This is a genomic window from Kosakonia sp. AG348 (genome assembly GCF_003337365.1).
Lineage (GTDB): Bacteria > Pseudomonadota > Gammaproteobacteria > Enterobacterales > Enterobacteriaceae > Kosakonia.
On record NZ_QPJR01000011.1, the window covers coordinates 26027 to 49856 of the forward strand.

The 23830-nt window shown below is 54.8% G+C and carries 25 protein-coding genes; 6 read left to right on the forward strand and 19 right to left on the reverse strand.

Annotated features, from left to right (window positions below):
• Nucleotides 1-19: 19 nt before the first annotated feature.
• Complete coding sequence (locus DFO56_RS21305) at nt 20-424, reverse strand: OsmC family protein (protein ID WP_020455522.1); 405 nt, start codon at nt 422-424, stop codon at nt 20-22.
• 304 nt (nt 425-728) lie between these two features.
• Between DFO56_RS21305 and crp the strand changes: the two genes are divergently transcribed.
• Together crp and DFO56_RS21315 are read left to right on the forward strand one after the other, a co-directional pair.
• A complete protein-coding gene (crp, locus tag DFO56_RS21310) occupies nt 729-1361 on the forward strand; it encodes a cAMP-activated global transcriptional regulator CRP (protein ID WP_000242758.1) in 633 nt (210 codons plus the stop codon).
• Between the two features lie 46 nt (nt 1362-1407).
• Entirely contained in the window at nt 1408-3486 is a 2079-nt protein-coding gene (locus DFO56_RS21315) for a YccS/YhfK family putative transporter (protein ID WP_045507876.1), read from the forward strand.
• Here DFO56_RS21315 and DFO56_RS21320 read toward each other — a convergent pair.
• From DFO56_RS21320 to DFO56_RS21345, 6 genes are all read right to left on the reverse strand, one after another.
• Entirely contained in the window at nt 3476-4696 is a 1221-nt protein-coding gene (locus tag DFO56_RS21320) for an aspartate aminotransferase family protein (RefSeq protein ID WP_020455524.1), read from the reverse strand. The genes DFO56_RS21315 and DFO56_RS21320 overlap by 11 nt on opposite strands.
• Before the next feature lie 87 nt (nt 4697-4783).
• Nucleotides 4784-5347, reverse strand: coding sequence for an aminodeoxychorismate synthase component 2 (gene pabA, locus DFO56_RS21325; protein WP_020455525.1), 564 nt, complete (start codon nt 5345-5347; stop codon nt 4784-4786).
• 31 nt (nt 5348-5378) lie between these two features.
• Complete coding sequence (locus DFO56_RS21330; RefSeq protein ID WP_020455526.1) at nt 5379-5981, reverse strand: putative adenosine monophosphate-protein transferase Fic; 603 nt, start codon at nt 5979-5981, stop codon at nt 5379-5381.
• A complete protein-coding gene (locus tag DFO56_RS21335; RefSeq protein WP_020455527.1) occupies nt 5971-6141 on the reverse strand; it encodes a YhfG family protein in 171 nt (56 codons plus the stop codon). Before DFO56_RS21335 ends, DFO56_RS21330 begins: the two co-directional genes overlap by 11 nt.
• Nucleotides 6142-6246: 105 nt before the next feature.
• Nucleotides 6247-6819, reverse strand: coding sequence for a peptidylprolyl isomerase A (gene ppiA, locus DFO56_RS21340; RefSeq protein ID WP_045507873.1), 573 nt, complete (start codon nt 6817-6819; stop codon nt 6247-6249).
• A gap of 143 nt (nt 6820-6962) precedes the next feature.
• Complete coding sequence (locus DFO56_RS21345; protein ID WP_045507870.1) at nt 6963-8264, reverse strand: cytosine deaminase; 1302 nt, start codon at nt 8262-8264, stop codon at nt 6963-6965.
• 240 nt (nt 8265-8504) lie between these two features.
• On the opposite strand from DFO56_RS21345, the gene nirB reads away from it, so the two are divergent.
• From nirB to cysG, 4 genes are all read left to right on the forward strand, one after another.
• Nucleotides 8505-11048 carry a nitrite reductase large subunit NirB gene (gene nirB, locus DFO56_RS21350; protein ID WP_020455529.1) on the forward strand — a complete coding sequence of 848 codons (2544 nt, stop codon included), beginning with the start codon at nt 8505-8507 and terminating at the stop codon, nt 11046-11048.
• On the forward strand, nt 11045-11371 hold the full coding sequence (nirD, locus tag DFO56_RS21355; RefSeq protein ID WP_020455530.1) for a nitrite reductase small subunit NirD: 327 nt from the start codon (nt 11045-11047) through the stop codon (nt 11369-11371). Before nirB ends, nirD begins: the two co-directional genes overlap by 4 nt.
• A 95-nt stretch (nt 11372-11466) precedes the next feature.
• Nucleotides 11467-12276 carry a nitrite transporter NirC gene (nirC, locus tag DFO56_RS21360; RefSeq protein ID WP_044489510.1) on the forward strand — a complete coding sequence of 270 codons (810 nt, stop codon included), beginning with the start codon at nt 11467-11469 and terminating at the stop codon, nt 12274-12276.
• Between the two features lie 17 nt (nt 12277-12293).
• Nucleotides 12294-13658, forward strand: a complete 1365-nt coding sequence (gene cysG / locus DFO56_RS21365; protein ID WP_045507866.1) for a siroheme synthase CysG — start codon at nt 12294-12296, stop codon at nt 13656-13658.
• Nucleotides 13659-13706: 48 nt separating this feature from the next.
• Here cysG and trpS read toward each other — a convergent pair whose 3' ends face one another.
• The 12 genes from trpS to DFO56_RS21430 form a co-directional block, all read right to left on the reverse strand.
• A complete protein-coding gene (trpS, locus tag DFO56_RS21370) occupies nt 13707-14711 on the reverse strand; it encodes a tryptophan--tRNA ligase (RefSeq protein WP_020455534.1) in 1005 nt (334 codons plus the stop codon).
• The gene (gene gph / locus DFO56_RS21375) at nt 14704-15462 is read right to left on the reverse strand and encodes a phosphoglycolate phosphatase (protein WP_045507862.1); all 759 of its coding nucleotides are present in this window, start codon (nt 15460-15462) and stop codon (nt 14704-14706) included. Before gph ends, trpS begins: the two co-directional genes overlap by 8 nt.
• Nucleotides 15455-16132: a ribulose-phosphate 3-epimerase gene (rpe, locus tag DFO56_RS21380; protein WP_020455536.1), complete on the reverse strand. Its 678-nt coding sequence runs from the start codon at nt 16130-16132 to the stop codon at nt 15455-15457. The genes gph and rpe overlap by 8 nt, the downstream gene beginning before the upstream one ends.
• 51 nt (nt 16133-16183) lie before the next feature.
• Nucleotides 16184-17005, reverse strand: coding sequence for an adenine-specific DNA-methyltransferase (gene dam, locus DFO56_RS21385; RefSeq protein ID WP_020455537.1), 822 nt, complete (start codon nt 17003-17005; stop codon nt 16184-16186).
• A 67-nt stretch (nt 17006-17072) separates the two neighbouring features.
• Entirely contained in the window at nt 17073-18374 is a 1302-nt protein-coding gene (damX, locus tag DFO56_RS21390) for a cell division protein DamX (protein ID WP_045507859.1), read from the reverse strand.
• Nucleotides 18375-18462: 88 nt separating this feature from the next.
• On the reverse strand, nt 18463-19551 hold the full coding sequence (gene aroB, locus DFO56_RS21395) for a 3-dehydroquinate synthase (protein ID WP_045507857.1): 1089 nt from the start codon (nt 19549-19551) through the stop codon (nt 18463-18465).
• A gap of 55 nt (nt 19552-19606) precedes the next feature.
• On the reverse strand, nt 19607-20128 hold the full coding sequence (aroK, locus tag DFO56_RS21400; RefSeq protein ID WP_017459852.1) for a shikimate kinase AroK: 522 nt from the start codon (nt 20126-20128) through the stop codon (nt 19607-19609).
• A 287-nt stretch (nt 20129-20415) separates the two neighbouring features.
• Nucleotides 20416-21651, reverse strand: coding sequence for a DNA uptake porin HofQ (gene hofQ, locus DFO56_RS21410; RefSeq protein ID WP_071925237.1), 1236 nt, complete (start codon nt 21649-21651; stop codon nt 20416-20418).
• Nucleotides 21617-21964 (reverse strand): HofP DNA utilization family protein, encoded by a 348-nt coding sequence (locus DFO56_RS21415; protein WP_045507854.1) that lies wholly within the window; start codon nt 21962-21964, stop codon nt 21617-21619. The genes hofQ and DFO56_RS21415 overlap by 35 nt, the downstream gene beginning before the upstream one ends.
• Nucleotides 21954-22415 (reverse strand): hypothetical protein, encoded by a 462-nt coding sequence (locus tag DFO56_RS21420; protein ID WP_233500426.1) that lies wholly within the window; start codon nt 22413-22415, stop codon nt 21954-21956. The genes DFO56_RS21415 and DFO56_RS21420 overlap by 11 nt, the downstream gene beginning before the upstream one ends.
• Nucleotides 22399-22935: a PilN domain-containing protein gene (locus DFO56_RS21425; RefSeq protein WP_045507848.1), complete on the reverse strand. Its 537-nt coding sequence runs from the start codon at nt 22933-22935 to the stop codon at nt 22399-22401. Before DFO56_RS21425 ends, DFO56_RS21420 begins: the two co-directional genes overlap by 17 nt.
• Nucleotides 22935-23720, reverse strand: coding sequence for a hypothetical protein (locus DFO56_RS21430; RefSeq protein ID WP_045507845.1), 786 nt, complete (start codon nt 23718-23720; stop codon nt 22935-22937). The genes DFO56_RS21425 and DFO56_RS21430 overlap by 1 nt, the downstream gene beginning before the upstream one ends.
• Nucleotides 23721-23830: the final 110 nt, after the last annotated feature.

The window sequence follows — 23830 nt, forward strand, 5'->3', positions numbered from 1 at the left end:
GCTTACCGGGCTTTTCGCATCAGGCTTCGATAACTTCGTAAGAGTGGGTGATGTTCACCGCTTTTTCGAGCATCAAGGCCACGGAGCAATACTTCTCCGCGGATAAATCCACCGCGCGGGAAACCGCAGCATCCTTCAGATCTTTACCGGTGACGATAAAGTGCAAATTGATGTGGGTAAACAGGCGCGGCGCTTCTTCACGGCGCTCTGAAGTCAGCTTCACTTCGCAGTCAGTCACGTCATGACGCCCTTTTTGTAAAATAGAAACCACATCAATGGCGCTGCATCCGCCCGCCGCCATCAGCACCATTTCCATCGGGCTTGGCGCTTTGTCGCCGGAGTTGCCGTCCATCAGGATTTGGTGGCCCGATGCGGACTCACCGATGAACGTTAACCCTTCAACCCATTTCACACGTGCCTGCATTTTCTTCACTCCGGAGTGGCAATTTTCTTTACAGATTACGCGTACATAACAAAACTCGCAACGGAAGGCGACCTGCGTCATGCTGAAGCGAGACACCAGGAGACAGGCGGTAAAAGCTATGCTAAAACACTCTGGATGCTACAGAGATAAATGGATGTTACGCATGTATGCATGACATCATACTTTAGAGACCGCAGATGACGCTGACGGTCCACTTCCCTGGATGCGGGAAGCTTAGATTGCAACCCCAGACGTAGGGGCTCATCCTGTGTCTGAGACAGCTTATAACAGAGGATAATCGCGCATGGTGCTTGGCAAACCACAAACAGACCCGACGCTTGAATGGTTCTTGTCTCATTGCCACATTCATAAGTACCCGTCGAAGAGCACGCTGATTCACCAGGGTGAAAAAGCGGAAACGCTGTACTACATCGTTAAAGGCTCAGTGGCAGTGCTGATCAAGGACGAAGAGGGTAAAGAGATGATCCTCTCCTACCTGAACCAGGGAGATTTTATCGGTGAACTGGGCCTGTTCGAAGAGGGTCAGGAGCGCAGTGCATGGGTACGCGCTAAAACTGCTTGTGAAGTGGCTGAAATCTCGTACAAAAAATTCCGTCAGTTAATCCAGGTTAACCCGGATATCCTGATGCGTCTTTCCTCGCAAATGGCGCGTCGCCTGCAGGTCACTTCAGAAAAAGTGGGTAACCTCGCCTTCCTGGATGTAACCGGCCGTATCGCGCAAACGCTGTTAAACCTGGCGAAACAGCCAGATGCAATGACCCATCCGGACGGCATGCAAATTAAAATTACTCGCCAGGAAATTGGTCAGATCGTCGGTTGTTCCCGTGAAACAGTGGGCCGCATTCTCAAAATGCTCGAAGATCAGAACCTGATCTCCGCCCACGGTAAAACCATCGTCGTATACGGAACGCGTTAATCTGTAAAACGGCGCAGCTTACGCGCTGCGTCGTTTTTCTTCCCTCATGTGGCGCAGGCTGATTTATCACCCCGAAATCAACTACGCACTGCGACAAACGCTGGTGTTATGTTTACCTGTGGCCATTGGTCTGGTTACTGGTCATCTGCAACAAGGTCTGCTGTTTTCCCTCGTTCCCGCCTGCTGCAACATTGCCGGGCTTGATACGCCACATAAACGTTTTTTCAAACGCCTGATCATTGGCGGAACGCTGTTTGCAGGCAGCAGCCTGGCGGTGCAGCTATTGCTGGCGAGAGATCTTCCATTGCCGCTGATCCTCACCGGGCTGACGCTGGTTTTAGGCGTAACCGCCGAAATCAGTGCGCTGCACGGTCGCCTGCTCCCGGCTTCGCTCATTGCCGCCATCTTTACGCTCAGCCTCGCCGGTAACATGCCGGTATGGGAGCCGATACTTATCTATGCGCTGGGCACGCTGTGGTACGGATTGTTCAACTGGTTCTGGTTCTGGATGTGGCGCGAGCAACCGCTGCGCGAATCGCTCAGCCTGCTCTACCGACAACTGGCAGACTACTGCGAGGCGAAATACAGCTTGCTGACGCAGCATGCCGACCCGGAAAAAGCGCTGCCGCCGTTGCTTGCCCGCCAGCAAAAAGCGGTGGATATGATAAGCCAGTGCTATCAACAACTGCATATGCTGGCTGCCAATAAACACAACGATTACAAACGGCTACTGCGGGTTTTCCAGGTAGGGATTGATTTGCAAGAGCACATTTCGGTGAGTTTGCACCAGCCGGAAGAAGTGCAAAAACTGGTGGAACAAACCCACGCCGAACAGGTGATCCGCTGGAACGCGCAAACCGTCGCCGCTCGCCTGCGCGTGCTGGCAGACGACATTCTCTATCACCGCTATCCCACGCGCTTCAACATGGATAAGCAGATTGGCGCGCTGGAAAAAATCGCCCGCCAGCACCCGGATAACCCGGTCGGGCAGTTCTGCGCCTGGCATTTTAGCCGTATCGCGCGCGTCTTGCGCACTCAGCGCCCGCTCTATGCCCGCGATCTGATGGCGGAAAAGCAGCGGCGCTTGCCCCTTCTCCCGGCGCTGAAAAGCTATTTATCACTGAAATCTGCGGCGCTGCGTAATGCCGCGCGAATCAGCGTCATGCTCAGCATCGCCAGCCTGATGGGCAGCGCCCTGCATTTACCGAAACCCTACTGGATCATGATGACGGTGATGTTTGTCACGCAAAACGGTTATGGCGCAACGCGCGTTCGCATTGTCCACCGGGCGGCGGGCACCATTGCGGGACTGGTGATTGCCGGGGCGACGCTACACTTTCATGTTCCACTCGGTTTTACGCTGGCCGCGATGCTGATGATTACGCTGGTCAGTTATCTCATTATTCGGAAAAACTACGGCTGGGCGATGGTGGGTTTTACCATTACCGCCGTCTACACCTTGCAACTGCTGACGCTAAATGGTGAGGAGTTTATTGTCGCCCGCCTTATCGACACGTTGATTGGTTGCCTGATCGCTTTCGGCGGCATGGTCTGGCTGTGGCCGCAGTGGCAAAGTGGCTTGCTGCGCCAGAATGCGCACGATGCGCTGGAAACAGATCAGGAAGCGATTCGCCTGATCTTAAGCGATAACCCGCAGCCCACTCCGCTTGCCTGGCAGCGCATGCGCGTAAACCAGGCGCATAACGCTTTGTTTAACTCGCTAAACCAGGCGATGCAGGAACCGGGCTTCAATACGCGTTATCTGGAAGATATGAAACTGTGGGTAACGCACAGCCAGTTTATCGTTGAGCATATTAATGCAATGACGACGCTGGCACGTGAACATACGATGTTGACGCCGGAGCTGGCGCAACGTTATTTGCAATCCTGCGAAATTGCCCTGCAGCGCTGCCAGCAGCGGCTGGAGTATGACGGGCCGGGAGGATCCGGCGATGTGAATATTCTCGAAGCCCCGGAAGCATTAACGCACGGGCCAATGAGCACGCTGGAGCAGCATTTACAGCGGATTATCGGGCATCTGAACACCATGCACACCATTTCGTCGGTAGCATGGCGTCAGCGCCCGCATCACGGCATTTGGTTAAACCGCCGCCTTAACCGTTGACCACTTTCGCCACCGCATTCGCGAAGCGCTTCATCCCTTCTTCGATATCCTGCGCGTCAATAATCAGCGAAGGCACAAAACGCATGACGTCCGGGCCAGCATTCAGCACCATGACGCCCGCATCGGCAGCGGCGTAGAGGAAGTCGCGCGCACGGCCTTTATATTGCGGGTTCAGCTCAGCACCAATCAGCAGCCCCATGCCACGAATATCGCTAAACAGGTCAAACTTCTCGCCAATTTGCTGCAGATGTTTAACGAACAACTGACGTTTTTCATTCACGCCGCTGAGTACTTCCGCCGTGTTGATAATGTCGAATGCGGTTCCTGCGACGGCGCAGGCCAGCGGGTTGCCACCATAAGTAGAGCCGTGTGAACCGGCGTGGAAGACACTGGCAATTTCATGTGTAGTCAGCATCGCGCTGATAGGGAAACCGCCGCCGAGCGCTTTGGCGCTGGTCAGAATATCCGGCGTCACACCATAGTGCATGTAAGCAAACAACTCTCCGCTGCGGCCCATGCCGCACTGCACTTCGTCGAACACCAGCAGAGCGTTGTGCTGATCGCACAGCTCGCGCAAACCTTTCAGGAAATCCGGTGTGGCGGCAGTAACGCCGCCTTCGCCCTGAATAGGCTCTACCACTACCGCGCAGGTGTGGTCGTCCATCACCGCTTTCACCGCGTGCAGATCGTTAAACGGCACATGGATAATGTCCGCCGGTTTCGGGCCAAAGCCATCGGAATACTTCGGCTGGCCGCCCACGCTTACGGTAAACAGCGAACGGCCGTGGAAGGCATTATGAAACGCGATGATTTTTGTTTTGTATGGACTGTGACGCGTAGATGCATAAAAACGCGCCAGCTTGAATGCTGTTTCGTTAGCTTCAGTGCCGGAGTTCATAAACACCACACGCTCGGCAAACGTGGCGTCAATGAGTTTACGCGCCAGGCGCAGAGCAGGCTCGTTGGTAAAAACATTGCTGGTGTGCCACAGCGTTTCGCCCTGCGTTTTCAGCGTCTCCACCAGCGCCGGATGGCAGTGCCCTAACGCAGTAACCGCAATTCCACCTGCAAAATCAACGTACTCTTTACCCTGCTGATCCCACACCCTGCTGCCTTTACCCTTTACCGGGATAAACTCGGCCGGTGCGTAAATTGGCAGAATAACGTCATCGAAGTTTGCACGCGTTACCGCGTCTTGCTGAGTTGCCATGGCTTGCCCATCCAGTTTTACGTTGCATTGATTATGAAAATATAATCACGAAATATGCATAAAAAATCAGTTAATGGCAACCACAAATCAGCGTTCGAGGAAGTTTTTCAATAACTGATGTCCCTGCTCGCTCAGGATACTTTCCGGGTGAAATTGCACCCCTTCCAGATCCCACTCCAGGTGGCGAATGCCCATGATCTCGCCGCTATCACTCCAGGCGGTAATCTCAAAGCATGCCGGTAACGTAGGCGGATCGATAACCAGGGAATGGTAACGGGTGACGGTTAACGGATTATTAAGCCCGCTAAATACGCCAGTGCCGTTGTGGGTGACAGGCGATGTCTTACCATGCATCACTTTTGCCGCACGAACGATAGTCGCGCCAAAGACCTGCGCAATCGCCTGATGACCAAGACAAACGCCAAGAATCGGCAATTTCCCCGCGTAATGGCGGATAACCGCCAGCGAAACGCCGGACTCATCCGGCGTACAAGGACCGGGCGAAATCACGATCTTTTCCGGTGCCAGCGCAGCAATATCGGCAAGCGCGATCTCATCGTTACGCCGCACCTCTACGCTTGCCCCCAGTTCACAAAAATATTGATACAGGTTCCAGGTAAAGGAGTCGTAATTGTCGATAAGCAGGATCATAGCGGCCTCTGGTGTCGGAAACCGCGCTAGTTTACTCGCTTTCGACCGCTTCGCTCACCACTTTGCTGAAGATGGTGCAAAGCGGCGCTAAGTCGCCCATTGCACCTGCCTGGTTTGCCTCGCGCCACTCATCAGGATCGATGCCACGCCAGTCGAGCGAAAAACCCGCGTGCAGCGCCAGTTGTTCAAAGAAGATGCGCTGAGCGATACCGTTGCCAAGGCGAAACGGGTGCAGCACGTTGATTTCACAGTAGTAGTGCGCCAGCCGCTCAATAAACGCTGCTTTTTCCAGCCCGCACAGCCACTCTTCATCTTCCAGTTGCTGCATCAATGCATTGCCCTCTTTCTCGATATACTCGAAGTGGCAAAACCGGGTATCGCCTTCGTAAATATCCACTTCACGGATCTGCCCGGCCCAGTCGAACACATCCTGATAAAGATGGTGGTGAATGGCGCATAAATGAGGAAGACCGCGCACCATCGGGCCAAGATCCAGTGTGGCGGCGCGCAAGGCGGTGAACTGATAAGCCGCCTGCTCCAGTTTCTGCGCCTGGCGAAGCCCCAGCTCATTGCGCATCACATTCAGGCCAGGATAGAGATACGGATCGCGCCCGTCGCCGAATTTATCGCTCATAGTGCCTCCGCAGTTCTTCAAGGCGCTCATCGGCTTCCGCGCTACTTAGCGTCACCAGTTCGCTGTCGACATTTTCCAGCCGCCGGCTGGCCTGAAAATTGGCATTGCGCTGCTGTTCCCAGAGACGGGATTTTTGCCGGTCGGTGAGTTTTTTGGCCATAGCGCCTCCCTGTTTCACATGTCGGTGCCCAAATTATAAGCAGAAATGACAGGTTACGCAGGGAAGCTCAGGAAGCACGGGGTGAATACCCCGTGCGGGGGAAACTTACGGCAGCACTTTCGCGGAGAGAATAACGACCGGTTTTGACGGAACATTCTGGTAAGGCCCGACATCGTGCGTCGGTACCTGGGAAATTTTGTCGGCGACATCCATGCCCTTCACCACTTTACCAAACACCGCATAACCAAAGTCGCGCTGGCCATGATCGAGGAAAGCGTTGTCAGCCACGTTGATAAAGAACTGGCTGGTTGCGCTGTCTTTATCGGCAGTGCGCGCCATCGAAATGGTGCCACGCGTGTTACGCAAGCCATTGTCAGCCTCGTTTTTAATAGGCGGGTTAGGCTGCTTTTGCTGCATCTGTTCGTTGAAACCACCGCCCTGCACCATAAATCCCGGGATCACACGATGAAACGTGGTGTTGTTATAGAAACCGTTATTTACGTAATCAAGGAAGTTTTTCACCGACACAGGGGCTTTCTGGTTGTTCAGCTCCAGTTCAATGGAGCCGGCGGAAGTGGTGAGCAGAACATGAGGATCGCCTTTTGCCGCCAGCGCAGCAGAAGAGAAAGCAGAAAGGGCAAACACAGCCGCAACAGCCGCCAGAGTCGATTTAACCATAAGGTTTCCTTAACGAAGAGCAGTAAAGAAAGCGAGTGGCTTGATTCTAAAGAGCAGTCAGCCAGCAGGCCAGCCTTTTACTTAATTTTACGTATTTAGTAACAGATGTAACGCCAGACCGCTCACAACCCGCTTCACGAAGGCTACATACCTGAACGATAACGGCTAAAAAGCACCGCTTCACCACCGTTATCCATCTGAATCCAGCTTTGCGCAGGTTGCGTGCTGGCAATGATCCGCCCTTGTCGAATCGACCAGCGTACCGGCGACTGGCAGCGCACCGCATCAAAACCGCTTTCAACGGGCAAAATGACCATGTTCGCCGGGTTACCCGTTTCAATCCCGTACTGCGTTAAACCAAACGTTCTGGCGCTGTTATGCGTGATAAGACGCAACCCATCATTAATTTGCTGGTAGCCCATCAGCTGACAAACGTGCAGCCCCATATGCAGCACCTGCAACATATTGCCGGTGCCAAGCGGATACCAGGGATCAAACACATCGTCATGGCCAAAGCAGACATTTATTCCCGCCGCCAGGAGCTCTTTCACCCGCGTAATTCCCCGGCGCTTTGGATAATCGTCAAAGCGCCCCTGCAAGTGAATGTTTACCAGCGGGTTAGCGACAAAGTTAATGCCGGAAAGCTTTAACAGACGGAACAGCCGCGAGGTGTATGCGCCATTGTAAGAGTGCATCGCCGTGGTATGGCTGGCGGTGACGCGCGGGCCCATGCCCATCTTCAGCGCCAGCGCGGCAACGGTTTCGACAAATCGCGACTGCTCGTCGTCAATTTCATCACAGTGAATATCCAACGGGCGGTCATATTTTTGCGCCAGTGCGAACGCAATGTGCAGCGATTCAACGCCATATTCGCGGGTAAATTCAAAGTGCGGGATCGCGCCAACCACATCCGCGCCAAACTGGAGCGCCTCTTCCAGCAATGCAGCGCCGTTGGGATAGGAGAGAATTCCTTCCTGCGGGAAAGCGACGATTTGCAGATCAATCCACGGCGCGACCTCGACTTTTACTTCCAGCATGGCTTTCAGCGCTGTCAGGCTGGGATCGGAAACATCAACATGGGTCCGTACATGCTGCACGCCGTTGGCCATTTGCCACTTCAATGTTTGCCAGGCGCGCGCTTTGACATCCTGGTGGCTCAGCAGCGCTTTGCGTTCCGCCCAGCGCTCAATGCCTTCAAACAGCGTGCCGGATTGATTCCAGTTCGGCTCTCCGGCAGTTTGCGTGGTATCCAGGTGAATATGCGGTTCGACAAACGGCGGTAGCGCCAGCCCACCGTGCGCATTCAGCACTTCCAGGCTATCGCTGTGTGTTTCATTCATCGGAGTGATTTCACCGAAGCGACCATTCTCAATCGCGATTTGCCATACCCCTTCGCGATCGGGTAAATGCACATTCTGAACTAACCAAATCGGTGCTGCCGACATAGTGTGACTCCCTCTGTTTCCCTCCGATAATTTGTATCAGACGTGCGTGCAAAAACCCTCTTTTTTTGTACACAAATTCCGCAAACCATAAAAACCAGTGATATCCGCTACTTATAAAAACCAATAAAAATCAAATATCTACCCATTAAGTGGTATGCGAAGGTGTATTTGATGTACATCAATAAGCCGGGTAGCTGAATCGTTAAGGTAGGTGGTAGTAGAAAAGAAATCGAGGCAAAAATGAGCAAAGTCAAACTCGCTATTATCGGTAACGGCATGGTCGGTCACCGTTTTATTGAGGATCTCCTCGATAAAGCCGACGCCAGCCAGTTCGATATTACCGTCTTCTGTGAGGAGCCGCGTAAAGCCTACGACCGCGTCCACCTCTCTTCCTATTTTTCCCACCATACGGCTGAAGAGCTGTCGCTGGTTCGCGAAGGCTTTTACGAGAAACACGGCGTAAAAGTGCTGGTCGGCGAGCGCGCTATCACTATCAACCGTCAGGAAAAAGTGATCCACTCCAGCGCCGGACGCACGGTTTATTACGACAAATTGATCATGGCTACCGGTTCCTATCCGTGGATCCCGCCGATCAAAGGTTCCGAAACACAAGACTGCTTCGTTTATCGCACCATTGAAGATTTGAACGCCATTGAATCCTGCGCCCGTCGCAGCCGCCGCGGCGCGGTCGTCGGGGGCGGTTTGCTCGGTCTGGAAGCGGCCGGAGCGCTGAAAAACTTAGGCGTGGAAACCCACGTCATTGAATTTGCGCCAATGCTGATGGCAGAACAGCTCGACCAGATGGGCGGCGAGCAACTGAAGCGCAAAATTGAAAGCATGGGTGTGCGCGTGCACACCAGCAAAAATACCAAAGAGATTGTGCAGGAAGGCACCGAAGCGCGTAAAACCATGCATTTTGCTGATGGTAGCGCACTGGAAGTCGACTTTATCGTCTTCTCCACCGGTATTCGCCCGCGCGACAAACTGGCGACCCAGTGCGGCCTGGAAGTGGCGCAGCGCGGCGGTATCGTGATCAACGATAGCTGCCAGACCTCAGATCCGAATATCTATGCCATCGGCGAGTGCGCCAGCTGGAACAACCGCGTATACGGTCTGGTCGCGCCAGGTTACAAAATGGCGCAGGTGGCAGTGGATCATATCCTCGGCACCGCCAACGCCTTTGAAGGTGCAGACCTCAGCGCCAAACTGAAACTGCTCGGCGTCGACGTTGGTGGTATCGGCGACGCGCATGGTCGTACGCCAGGCGCTCGCAGCTATGTCTATCTCGACGAAAGCAAAGAAGTTTACAAGCGTCTGATTGTCAGCCCGGATAACAAAACCCTGCTCGGCGCGGTACTGGTGGGTGACACCAGTGATTTCGGCAACCTGCTGCAACTGGTGCTGAACGCTATCGAACTGCCGGAAAACCCGGATGCGCTGATCCTGCCGGCCCATGCGGCAGGCGGTAAACCCTCTATCGGCGTGGATAAGCTGCCGGACAGCGCGCAGATCTGCTCCTGCTTCGACGTCACCAAAGGCGACCTGATTGCCGCGATTAACAAAGGCTGTCACACCGTTGCCGCACTGAAAGCAGAAACCAAAGCCGGTACGGGCTGCGGCGGTTGTATCCCACTGGTAACCCAGGTGCTGAACGCCGAACTGGCGAAACAGGGTATCGAAGTAACCAATAATCTGTGTGAGCACTTTGCTTACTCACGCCAGGAGCTGTACCACCTGATCCGCGTGGAAGGCATAAAATCCTTCGACGAACTGCTGGCAAAATATGGCAAAGGTTATGGTTGCGAAGTGTGTAAACCGACCATCGGTTCACTGCTGGCTTCCTGCTGGAATGAGTACATCCTGAAACCGCAGCACACACCGTTGCAGGATACCAACGACAACTTCCTCGCCAACATCCAGAAAGATGGCACCTATTCCGTGATCCCGCGCTCCGCAGGCGGCGAAATCACCCCGGAAGGGCTGATGGAAGTGGGCCGTATCGCCCGAGAATTCAATCTCTACACCAAAATCACCGGTTCTCAGCGTATTGGCCTGTTTGGCGCGCAAAAAGACGACCTGCCGGAAATCTGGCGTCAGTTGATTAACGCGGGCTTTGAAACCGGGCACGCCTACGCCAAAGCATTACGTATGGCGAAAACCTGTGTCGGTTCGACCTGGTGCCGTTACGGTGTGGGTGACAGTGTGGGCTTCGGCGTTGAGCTGGAAAACCGCTACAAAGGGATTCGTACCCCGCACAAAATGAAGTTCGGCGTTTCTGGCTGTACCCGTGAATGTGCCGAAGCACAGGGTAAAGACGTGGGGATCATCGCCACGGAAAAAGGCTGGAACCTGTATGTGTGCGGTAACGGCGGCATGAAGCCGCGCCACGCGGATCTGCTGGCGGCGGATCTCGATCGCGAAACCCTGCTGCACTATCTTGACCGCTTTATGATGTTCTACATCCGTACCGCCGACAAACTGACGCGTACCGCCTCCTGGCTCGACAGCATGGAAGGCGGCATCGAATATCTGAAGAGCGTGATTATCGATGACAAACTGGGCTTTGACGCGCAGCTTGAAGAAGAGATGACCCGCCTGCGTGAAGCGGTAGTCTGCGAATGGACTGAAACGGTGAACACGCCTTCTGCGCAGCTTCGCTTCAAACACTTTATCAACAGCGACCGCCGCGATCCGAACGTGCAGGTAGTGCCAGAGCGTCAGCAACATCGCCCGGCAACCCCGTATGAACGAATTCCGGTGGTGTTAGTGGAGGATAACGCATGAGCCAGTGGAACACCGTCTGCAAAATCGACGACATCATCCCGGCGACCGGTGTGTGTGCGTTGGTGAAAGGTCAGCAAGTCGCGATTTTCCGCCCGCGCCATGATGATCAAGTGTATGCCATCAGCAATATCGACCCGTTTTTTGAGTCCAGCGTGCTCTCTCGCGGCCTTATCGCTGAACATCAGGGCGAGTTATGGGTTGCCAGCCCGCTGAAAAAACAGCGCTTCCGCCTGCGCGACGGCGTATGCATGGAAGATGAAAGCCGCTCTGTCGCGCATTTCGATGCGCGCGTGAAAGACGGCGAAGTACAGATTAAAGCGTAATACCCCTGCGGGGGCGCAATGCTCCCGCTGTTTCACTTTTTCGTTTTCATTTTTTCCTTTTAAACATTTTCTTTTAACTTTGGATAATCAACATCATGTTTACCGACACTATTAATAAGTGCGCGGCTAACGCTGCGCGTATCGCTCGCCTCTCTTCACAAAATCCGCTGGGTTTCTGGATAAGCTCTGCCATGGCGGGCGCTTATGTTGGCCTCGGCATCATCCTGATTTTTACCCTTGGTAACCTGCTTGATCCGACATTGCGCCCGCTGGTGATGGGCGCGACGTTCGGTATCGCCTTAACGCTGGTGATTATCGCCGGTTCTGAATTGTTTACCGGTCACACCATGTTTCTGACGCTGGGCGTCAAAGCGGGCACCATCAGCCACGGGCAAATGTGGGCTATTTTGCCGCAAACCTGGCTCGGTAATTTGCTCGGATCAGTGTTCGTCGCGTTGCTGTATAGCTGGGGTGGCGGCAGTTTGTTACCGGTGGATACGAGTCTGGTGCATGCGGTAGCGCTGGCGAAAACCAGTGCGCCAGCAACGGTGTTGTTCTTTAAAGGCGCGCTGTGTAACTGGCTGGTGTGCCTGGCTATCTGGATGGCAATCCGTACCGAAGGCGCAGCAAAATTCCTCGCTATCTGGTGGTGTCTGCTGGCGTTTATCGCCTCGGGTTACGAACACTCCATCGCCAATATGACGCTCTTTGCCCTCTCCTGGTTTGGTCATCACAGCGAGGCGTATACCCTCTCTGGTATCGGTCATAACCTGCTGTGGGTAACGCTTGGCAATACTCTCTCTGGTGCGGTATTTATGGGGTTAGGTTACTGGTATGCTACGCCGAAATCTGAGCGTCCTTCTGCGGTCACCCGCGTGGCAAGCCAGGCTACAGCGAATAACTAAAATGTTGAGGTAATGTCGTGGACCATTTGCCAATTTTTTGCCAGCTACGCGATCGCCAGTGCCTGCTTGTCGGTGGAGGCGATGTCGCAGAACGTAAAGCCCGGCTGTTAATGGATGCGGGTGCACGGCTTACCGTTAACGCGCTCACGTTTGTTCCTCAGTTCACCGTCTGGGCCGAAGAAGGCATGTTGACGCTGGTTGAAGGCGAATTTAGCGAAACGCTGTTAGACGCGTGTTGGCTGGCGATTGCCGCAACGGATGACGAAGCGGTTAATCAGCGCGTCAGCGATGCCGCAGAGCAGCGCCGTATCTTCTGTAACGTTGTCGATGCGCCCAAACAGGCGAGCTTTATCATGCCGTCAATCATTGACCGCTCGCCGTTGATGGTGGCGGTCTCTTCCGGCGGCACATCACCGGTACTAGCGCGTCTGCTGCGCGAAAAACTCGAATCGCTGTTGCCGCAGCATCTGGGCCACGTCGCCCATTACGCAGGCAAACTACGCAGCCGGGTCAAGAAACAGTTCGCCAGCATGAGCGAGCGTCGCCGCTTCTGGGAAAAATTGTTCGTCAACGACCGACTGGCGCAATCCCTGGCGAACCAGGACACCAACGCCGTGGAGAAAATAACCGAGCAACTGCTGGCCGAGCCGCTGGATAATCGTGGTGAAGTGGTGCTGGTTGGCGCGGGGCCTGGCGACGCCGGGCTACTGACCTTAAAAGGTTTGCAGCAGATCCAGCAAGCCGATGTGGTGGTGTATGACCGGCTGGTTTCCGATGAGATCATGAACCTGGTGCGCCGCGACGCTGACCGGGTGTTTGTTGGCAAACGCGCGGGCTATCACTGTGTACCGCAGGAGGAGATCAATCAGATCCTGCTGCGCGAAGCGCAAAGCGGTAAGCGAGTTGTCCGGCTCAAAGGCGGCGACCCGTTTATTTTCGGTCGCGGCGGCGAAGAGCTGGAAACGCTCTGCCACGCGGGTATCCCTTTTTCGGTGGTGCCAGGCATTACGGCGGCATCCGGCTGTTCGGCCTACTCCGGCATTCCGTTAACCCACCGAGATTACGCACAAAGCGTGCGGCTGGTGACGGGGCACCTGAAAACCGGTGGTGAGCTGGACTGGGCCAATCTGGCTGCGGAAAAGCAAACGCTGGTGTTCTATATGGGGCTGAATCAGGCAGCGACGATTCAGGCGCAATTAATAGAGCATGGAATGCAGGCAGATATGCCGGTGGCGCTGGTGGAAAACGGCACCTCGGTACAACAGAAAGTCGTGAGTGGTGATTTGACGCAACTGGGCGAACTGGCACAGCAGGTGCAAAGCCCGGCGCTGATCATCGTTGGTCGCGTGGTGGGACTGCGCGATAAGCTTAAATGGTTTTAAAAACAGAAAAAGGGCAGGTAAACCTGCCCTTTTTAATGGTGTCAACGATTACGGTTTAGCAACGAAACCAATCGCTTCGTAGACTTTCTTCAGGGTTTCCGATGCCCGCGCGCTGGCTTTTTCCGCGCCGTCTTTCATCACCTGTTGCAGGAAGGCTTCATCATTGCGATAGCGATGATAACGCTCTTGCAGCTCGGTCAGCATGCCGGAAACGGCATCCGCCACTTCCCCTTTCAGATGACCATACATTTTGCCTTCAAAGTGCTGTTCCAGCTCGGCAATACTCTGGCCGGTTACGGCAGAGAGAATATCCAGCAGGTTGGAAACACCGGCTTTGTTGGCGATGTCGTAGCGAACCACCGGCGGCTCGTCGGAGTCGGTCACCGCGCGTTTGATTTTTTTCACTACCGATTTCGGATCTTCCAGCAGGCCAATAACGTTGTTGCGGTTATCGTCCGACTTGGACATTTTCTTGGTCGGCTCCAGCAGCGACATCACGCGTGCGCCAGATTTTGGAATAAACGGCTCAGGCACTTTAAAGATATCGCCATAAATCGCGTTAAAACGCTGGGCGATATCGCGGCTCAGTTCCAGATGCTGTTTCTGGTCTTCACCCACCGGCACCTGGTTGGTTTGATACAGCAGAATGTCTGCCGCCATCAGCACCGGGTAATCAAACAGACCGGCGTTAATGTTTTCCGCATAGCGCGCAGATTTGTCTTTGAACTGGGTCATGCGGCTCAGTTCACCGAAATAGGTGTAGCAGTTCAGCGCCCAGCCGAGCTGTGCATGCTCCGGCACATGGGACTGAACGAAGATGGTGCTTTTTTGCGGATCGATGCCGCACGCCAGGTAAAGAGCCAGCGTGTCCAGCGTCGCCTTACGCAGCGCTAGCGGATCCTGGCGCACGGTAATCGCGTGCTGGTCAACGATGCAGTAGATACAGTGATAGTCGTCCTGCATGTTCACCCACTGACGCAGCGCACCCATATAGTTGCCAATGGTTAATTCACCTGAGGGCTGTGCGCCACTAAAGACGATGGGCTTAGTCATTTTTCGTTTCCTGATTTTCACTGTGCGAAAGCCCGAGTGCGGGCAGTAAATCTTTGAAGTGATCGAACACGTAGTCCGGCTCACTGGCGGTAATCGCTTCGCCGTAGTTATAACCGTAAGTCATACCGACACAGACGCTTCCAGCCGCTTTTGCCGCCAGGATGTCATTGCGCGAATCACCGACGAAGAGCAATTCATGAGGTTGAATATTGAGCTTTTTGCACACCAGAAGCAACGGTTCCTGATGCGGCTTTTTGTTTACCACATCATCGCCGCCGACCACAAAGGTGAAATATTGCGCAATACCCAGCGCCTCCAGCAGCGGTGCCACGAACGGCGTCGGCTTATTGGTCACCAGCGCCAGTGGCAAGCCTTTGGCATGCAGAGCTGCCAGCGTTTGTGCCACGTCCGGGAACAGAAAACTGCCCTCTTCCACCGTCTCTTCGTAATAACGGTTGAACAACTTACGCAGCATGCGTATCTGCTCTTCTTGTGGAATGTCGTGACCCACATCCGGCTTACCTTGCGCCGCGCGCTGGCTGGTGCGCTCCTGGCGAGCCCAGTTAAACGCCCGCTCCATCAACACATCCGCGCCGTTACCAATCCAGGTCACCACGCGCGCTTCGCCCGCCTGCGGTAACTCAAGCGCATACAGCGCGCTATCAACAGCAGCGGTCAGACCCGGCGCGCTATCCACCAGCGTACCGTCGAGATCAAAAGCAATACCCTGAATCGACTGCATTTTATTCATGACTTACCTTTGCCAGTTCACTACGCATTTCATCAATAACCTGTTTGTAATCCGGTTTATCGAAAATTGCCGAGCCTGCGACAAACATATCCGCGCCCGCTGCGGCAATTTCACCGATATTGCTCACCTTCACACCGCCGTCGACTTCGAGACGGATATCGAAGCCTGAGGCATCAATGCGACGACGCACTTCACGCAGCTTATCCAGCGTGTGTGGAATGAAAGACTGGCCGCCAAAGCCGGGGTTTACCGACATCAGCAGGATCACGTCCAGTTTATCCATCACGTAATCCAGGTAGCTGAGCGGTGTTGCCGGGTTAAGCACCAGTCCCGCTTTACAACCGTGTTCTTTGATGAGTTGCAGGGAGCGATCGACGTGTTCGGAGGCTTCGGGATGAAAGGTGATAATGCTTGCGCCAGCGGCGGCGAAGTCCGGGATCAGCCGATCAACCGGTTTCACCATCAGGTGAACATCAATAGGCGCGGTGATGCCATAATTACGCAGCGCTTTGAGCACCATCGGGCCAATGGTCAAATTCGGCACGTAATGGTTATCCATCACGTCGAAATGCACCACGTCACCACCTGCAGCCAGTACGGCGGCGGTATCTTCGCCGAGGCGTGCAAAATCAGCCGACAGAATCGAAGGGGCAATCAAATACTGTTTCATCCGCATCTCCTTGAGAAAGTAGGGTTCGGCAGGCAGCGCGGTGAATGCGAATTATCGCGGAGCCGGGCGATAGAGTGCCAGCAGCTCATCCACCTTTTTACGTGTACCACCGTTACTGCTGATACTGCGCCGCACTTTTACCACGTGCAATTTTGCCTGACTGTACCACTCACGCGTTAATAGCGTGTCGTGGTTGGAAATCAATACCGGGATCCGGTTTTGCACCAGGCTTTCGGCAATCGCCGCCAAATGCGCCTGCTGCTCAAGACTGAAACTGTTGGTGTGATACGCCGTAAAATTGGCCGTCGCCGACAGCGGGGCGTAAGGCGGATCGCAGTAGACCACGGAGTTCTCGTCCGCGCGCGCCATGCTATCTGCGTAAGACTCGCAGTAAAAAAAGGCATTCTGCGCTTTTTCGGCGAAGTGATACAACTCCGCTTCCGGGAAATAGGGTTTCTTATAACGCCCGAAAGGCACGTTGAATTCACCGCGCAAATTATAGCGGCACAGGCCGTTGTAGCCATGGCGATTGAGGTATAAAAACAGCAGCGCGCGCCGGAAAGGATCCTGGCACTGGTTAAACTCTTCGCGTAGCTGATAGTAAACCACGGACTGGTTTGTCGCAGGGGCAAACAACGCCCGCGCCTGGCGCACATACTCGTCAGGCTGGTCTTTAACGATGTTATAGAGGCTAATCAAATCGCTGTTGATATCAGCGAGGATATAGCGGGAGAACGACGTGTTGAGAAACACCGAACCCGCGCCGACGAACGGCTCGATAAGGCATTCACCCTGCGGCAGATGCCTTCCGATATCGTCCAGCAGGGGGTATTTCCCCCCTGCCCATTTCAAAAAAGCGCGATTCTTTTTCATGCTGACTGATTACTTACACTCTCTCCGGCTGTGGAGAAAGCTCCGACAGCATCCTGCGCTTTATACATTACTTCAGATCGGCCTGAACCTGATGTATCGGTTTGGCCCAGGGATTTTTCGCCTGTACGTCTGCCGGCAACGCCGCGACAGCGCGTTTCGCATCGTCTTTAGATGCGTACACACCGCTCACCAGCACGTACCACGGCTGACCGTTACGCGTTGTCTGGTAAACCACGAAGTTTTTCAGATTCTCTTTCTTCGCCCATGCATTCAGGTTGTTAGAGTTCGAGGAACTGCTCAACTGCAGCGTGTAGTGGTTACCCGGCGCAGATTTTAACGCTCCAACATTCCCGGTGGCGGCAGCAGCGCTTGCCGCAGGCGCGGCGCTGGCTGCAGGTGCAGTCGCGGCTTTAGCCTGAGTTTGCACTGGTGACGATGTTACCGCAGGCGCTTTTACCGGCGAGGTCGCGGCGGTTTCAGTGCGTTTCGGCGGCTGAGCAACCGGTTTGGATTCGGCTTTCGGTTCTGCTTTCGCCACTGGCTCTTTAGCAACCGCCTTCGGCTCGATCACCATCTGTTTGCGTTCGGCACGCGGCGCAGCGGTATGGCTTTGAGCTGCAGCAGATTGTTGCTGACGCGCAGCAGCGCCATTGCCGTTACGTACCGGCGCAACTGTTGCAGGTTCAGTTGGCAGCGTCGAATTCACCGCGTTATCCATCTGCGACTGACTTTGTGGCTGAGTCAGTGCGTTATTCAGATCGCCCTGCACTTCAACACGCTGCTGGCCCGCAGGCGCGGCAGGAGCTTCAGCTTGTGATGGTGTAGAAGAAATCGGTGGCAGCGAGACATCCTGCTGCGCAGGTGCATTGCCTGAAGTGGGTTGCTGAGCAGGTGCTGGCTGTGCGCCATTTGCCTGATCTGCGGCACCGGTATTGCTGGCGTTGTTATTGCCTGCAGAGAGATCGATGCTTTTCTCCGCCGGTGCGTTTTGTTCATTACTCGTTGTCGGTGCGGGGGATTTCAGCGCGGAGCCGATGCCGATGATTAACAGAAGCAGAACCAGAATGCCGACGCCCATCATCACATATTGACGGGAAGCGGGTTTCGCGGCTGCCGCTTTCTTGCGCTTACGCGGACGGCGCTCTTCGCGCTCCTCGTCATACGCGTTTTCATCTTCTTCGTAGCTCTCTTCTTCACGCTCATCACGCGCCCGGCGGCTGCGAGAAGGGCGGCGTTCGTCCGCATCGACATCAACATCATCAAAGTTGATTTGCGGTTCATCGACACGCTCGGAAGATTGGCGAGAACGACCAGTACGACGATCGCTGGGATCGGGTTTCAGCTCGTCTTCTGGTTTGAATTCATCCATTTAACACCCCACACAAAGGCGTATGCCACATCATGCATCCCGCCCGAAGTTAAACGCCACGCGGTGCGTGACCAGACCTTTCTAATAGTTACGCCTGCTGGCAATCAGCAATAGCGCCAAGTACTACGTCGTGCGGCACTCCGCCGCGAACTTCACTCTTCCCTATTGCCAACGGGAGCACTAAACGCATCTCTCCCGCCAGCACTTTTTTATCGCGCATCATGTGCGGTAAATAAGCCTGCGCGGACATCTCCTGCGGGCCTTGTACCGGCAAACCTGCGCGTTTCAGCAGCGCTTTTATACGCTGCGTATCCGCTTTGCTTAACTGGCCAAGACGTTCAGATGCATGCGCCGCCATCACCATACCTGCCGCGACAGCTTCACCGTGCAACCAGTTCCCGTAGCCCATTTCCGCTTCAATAGCGTGGCCGAAGGTATGCCCCAGATTCAGTAAAGCACGTAAGCCTGTTTCCCGCTCATCGGCGGCAACAACTTCTGCTTTCAGCTCACAACAACGGCGAATACAGTACGCCATCGCCGGACCATCAAGGCGCAGCAACGCATCCATGTTCTGTTCCAGCCAGTCAAAGAACTCGCCGTCGAGAATAATGCCGTATTTGATCACTTCCGCGAGGCCGGAGGATAATTCGCGGGCAGGAAGCGTAGCCAGACAATCAAGATCGACAATCACCGACGCAGGCTGATAAAACGCGCCGATCATGTTTTTGCCGAGGGGGTGGTTCACCGCTGTTTTGCCGCCAACAGAGGAATCAACCTGCGAAAGGAGCGTGGTCGGCACTTGAATAAAGCGCACACCGCGCTGATAGCTGGCGGCCGCGAAGCCGGTCAAATCGCCCACCACTCCACCGCCCAGCGCGACCAGTGTGGTATCGCGCCCATGGGGTTTTTGCAACAATGCGGTAAAGACCGTGTCCATCACCGCAAGGCTTTTGTACTGCTCGCCATCCGGCAGAATCACGCTATCCACTTTCACGCCAGCCTGTTCAAGAACATGGCGGACTTTATCAAGATAGAGCGGAGCCAGTGTTTCATTGGTGACCAGCATAACCTGATCACCAGACTTCAGGGGCGAGAAGGAAGCTGGATCGTTAAACAGACCAGCCGCGATGGTGATAGGGTAACTACGTTCCCCGAGAGTGACTGTGATCCTCTCCATGACGCGACATCCACCTTAGTTGCTTAAACCCGCAGGCGTGTGAATTAAGCCAGAATTAGTTGCTTTCCAGCATATGAATAATCTGGTTTGCCACCACTTTAGCACTCTGATCGTCGGTGCGAATGGTCACGTCGGCAATCTCTTCATACAAAGGATTACGTTCGTCGGCCAACGCTTCCAGTACTTCGCGCGGCGGCGTATCCACCTGCAGAAGCGGGCGTTTTTTGTCACGTTGAGTGCGAGCTAATTGCTTTTCGATAGTGGTTTCCAGATAAACCACTACGCCACGGGCGGAGAGACGATTACGGGTCTCGCGAGACTTCACAGAGCCACCGCCGGTCGCCAGTACGATGCCCTGTTTTTCCGTCAGCTCATTGATGATTTTTTCTTCGCGATCGCGGAAGCCTTCTTCACCTTCAACATCGAAGACCCAGCCCACATCAGCTCCGGTTCGTTTCTCAATCTCTTGATCAGAATCGTAAAATTCCATATTGAGTTGTTGAGCTAACTGACGCCCAATAGTGCTTTTGCCGGCACCCATAGGCCCAACCAGAAAGATATTGCGTTTCTCTGCCATTTTTTCGGTACTACTAAGACTATTCGTTGATGATAAACCCGCTTCGCAAAGACTCGGCGTAGCAGGACATGAACTGAAACCTCATATGCGATAGTGCGAGAGTCAGATCGAAAATTATCTCAGTACTCCGGCTTGTTTGGCAACTGAATAAACACGCAATCCTTCATGCTGCTCATTGTTCGACGGAGACCACTGACGCTCAAATCGGTACTCCTTGTAAGCTAAATCATGTCTCACGTCAAACACATGAACCAAGTTCCATTGAAAAAGGGGGAGTTACGGCAGATTTAATGTACCGCCGCCAACCTGGGCGTAATAAACACCACCAGCTCGCGCCGCTCATTATCTTTGGCGTCCTGGCGAAATAACCTGCCGATACCTGGAATTGAGCCTAAACCAGGAACCTGCGCCCTGTCGGCGGAGTTCTTTTGTGAGAAGATCCCACCAAGCGCCAGCGTATCGCCGCTTTTAACCTCTACCTGCGTTTCAATTTCCTGCTTGTCAATCGCCATCGCCTCGCCCCCTGCTTGCTGTAGCACCTGGCCTGGCATATTTTGGCTAATGCGCAGCTTCAGCCGCACACGGTTATCGGGCAGCACCGTCGGTGTAACTTCCATCCCCAGCACCGCCTCTTTAAATTCTACCGCCGTGCTACCGCTATCGCCGCTGGCAACCTGATAAGGTATTTCGCTCCCCTGCTTAATACTCGCCGGCTGGCGGTGAGAAGCCAACAAGCGTGGGCTGGCGATAATTTCAAGCTGCTGTTTTTGCTCAAGGGCTGACAACTCCAGCTCCAGCAGTTGGGCGTTGATACTGCCGATATTAAAGCTGACGCGCGTACTGGCATCCGGAACCGAGAGATCGGCAGAAACACCGCTAAGTCGCCCACGCGCTGCGGGTTTATCCTGCGCCAGTCCCCATTTCACCCCCAACTCGCGCAGGCTTTTTTCATTGATGGTGACAATATAAGCCGCCAGCTCTACCTGCTCGACCGGTAGATCCATCTGTGTGACCCATTTTTCCAGTGCGGCGAGCCCTTCTTTATTATCACGCACCAGTAACCGGTTAAGCCGCACATCAACCGTCATCGCCCCTTGTGGGCTGAGCAGTTTTTCTCCGGCTTTTGCCAGCTCTACCGCGTCGGCATAGCGCAACACAAAACTGCGTGTTTGCAAGGGTATATTCTGCTTGCGCTGGCGCTGAGCGGCCTCCTGCTCCGCCTGCTTTTGCTGCCGCCATGCCGTCGTATGGACCTGCCAGATGTTGCCCTGCTGGTGTAACGTTAATCCGGCACTGGCGGCAACGGTTTGGAGCGCCTGCTGCCAGGGGACCTCTTTGAGATTCAGCGACACCGTGCCGCTGACCTCAGGTGAAATCACCATGTTCTGCTTCTCCAGCGCAACCAGCGCCTGCAATACCTGGGTGACTGGCACGTCGTCGACGGTCATTGTGACGACACGTGATGTCTGCGCGCCGGCAAGCGGCAAGCTAAAGAGCATCGCGCTCGCTATCCATTTTCGCATGTTGAGTTCCTTCTCGTTGCCAGCGCCATTGCGCTGGTGTGCACTCTTCGCCAATCTCAATCAGCATTTCGTCCTGGTGAATGGCGACAACGCGCCATCCGGTGGGCAGCGTTTCGCCGACAATAAGGCGATACCAGCGCCCGGTGGTATCACGCACGATCCCTATCGGTTGATCACCTGCCACCGCGCCGTGAAAATGCCAGTTGCTGAGCTGGGCGGTTCGGCAGATATCCGGCGGTGGCTGGAAAGGGTCGCGCATGCCGCACAGAAGCAGGCTGAGCAGCGCGGCCAGTAACAGACGACTAATTCGCATTGTCCTGCTCCACTCGCAACGTAAAATTCAGCGCGCCTTCACCAGCCATTAATGAAAACGCAGGAACCTGCATGCCGCTCGCCGTTAGCAGTGAAAACGTCTCAACCACGCCTTCCCAGCCGGTCGCAAGCACTAACTCTCCACCCCCCTGAGCAGGCTGCCAGCGGGCAAGCTGGCGCCCCTGTGACTGAAAATCCAGCGGGCTAAATGCCCGGCGTTGCGGCAAGATCACGGATTCTGACGGCGGCACCAACGCATGTAACTTTTGCCACTGCGCGCGCAGCTTCATGTTTTGTTGCTGTCGTTGATCAACCAGCCGCATTTGCGTCTCTTTGACTGGACTTATCGCCAGCCACCATAAAAGTGCCAGCGCGCAAAGTGAGCTGAGTAGCCAACAAAGCACCCGCGTTCGTAGTGACAAAGCAAACCAGACATCAGGGTTGAGCATCATCACGCTCCCGGTTCAGTTGGTAGTGGAATTGCCAGCGCCCTTGCGCATCACGCTCTACGGTGCCTGCGGGTTGCAGCTGAAACCCTGCCGTTTTCTGCAACCGTTGCTCAAGCTCGCTTAATGCGTTAAAAGAGCCGGCCAGGCCAGTGATTTCAAGCTGGTTTTGCTGCCAGCGCAAAGCAGTAAGCCAGGCATTGGGCGGCAGATTTTCCGCCAGAGTAAGCAACGTCTGTCGCCACGCCTCGGTACGCTGAAGCCGTAATCGCTGCGCCTGCTCCTGCTGCCAGCGCTGGTGTCGAAGCTGCAACGGCTGCTCAGCGGCGTGCAACCCTGCAAGTAAGGCGGCATCAGATTGCTGCCACAGCGTGGCCTGGCGCAGACCAGCCACAGCGGATGCCCGCCATAATGCGCCGCCTGGCACAATCACCACCGCTGTTGCGATAAAAACCGCAAACCAGAGACGAATGCAGCGCAACCGCTTTTGACGCCGCCAGGGGAGAAAATTCACGACGGGCTGCATCAGTATCCCCTGGCAACAGCCAGTCCCAGCGCTATCGCGTAGCGTTCTCCGCTATCGGGTAATGGTGCCTGGCGCGACGGGACCGCGCTCCAGCAGTCAAATCCTCCGGGCATCCCGCCACACTGCGCGATTTCGTCTGCGGGCAGCCCAAGCACGGCGGCAAGCCGGGCGGCATTTTCAGCCTCTTCGCGCGCACGTCGCCCCCAGCTCTCTCTCGTGGCCCACAGCCACTGGCGCTCATCACACCAGGCCAGACAACGAGCCGGTGGAGTAAGCCAGGGTAACAATGGCTGTAATGCACTGGCATCCGGGGTAATAGAGGAAAGATGAAGGGATAATGTCTGTGCTATCTCCAGCAGTGACGCCACATCTTTATTTTGTGCAGCAGTAACGCCGTATGCTTTGCCGGGTTCATCTTCGGTGAAGTCGAAACAGAGATCGTTTTCTGCCATCTCCAGTTCACGCGCCATTGCTTGCGAAACCCAACTTGTTAAAGCAGGTTCGCGCAGCGTGACTGCCGGTCGCGGCAGCTTTTTTTGCAGGGTTTGCCCCGCAGGAAATGCCATGCGTACGCAATGGCGTTGCGGTAGGGTTTGCCGCCAGGGCCGCAAAACATTGAGCAGTTCTTCTGGCGCTTTTATTCGCCCCTGCACCACGACGCAAGGGGATAGCGGAAGGTGCCACCAACGGCGCAGCGCCTGGCCGCGACGCCCGGCGGCAAGGGCGACAATGAAGATGCCATCTTGTTGAATATGCAAACCAATTTGCCAGTGCCTGAATGCCATAAATCCCGATCTCCTTATCGTCTCGCTGGATGACGCTATATCAATGCATCAGGCTTGCCTTTATACTACCGCGCGGTTGTTTATAAACTGCCCAAATGACTCTAAATGGG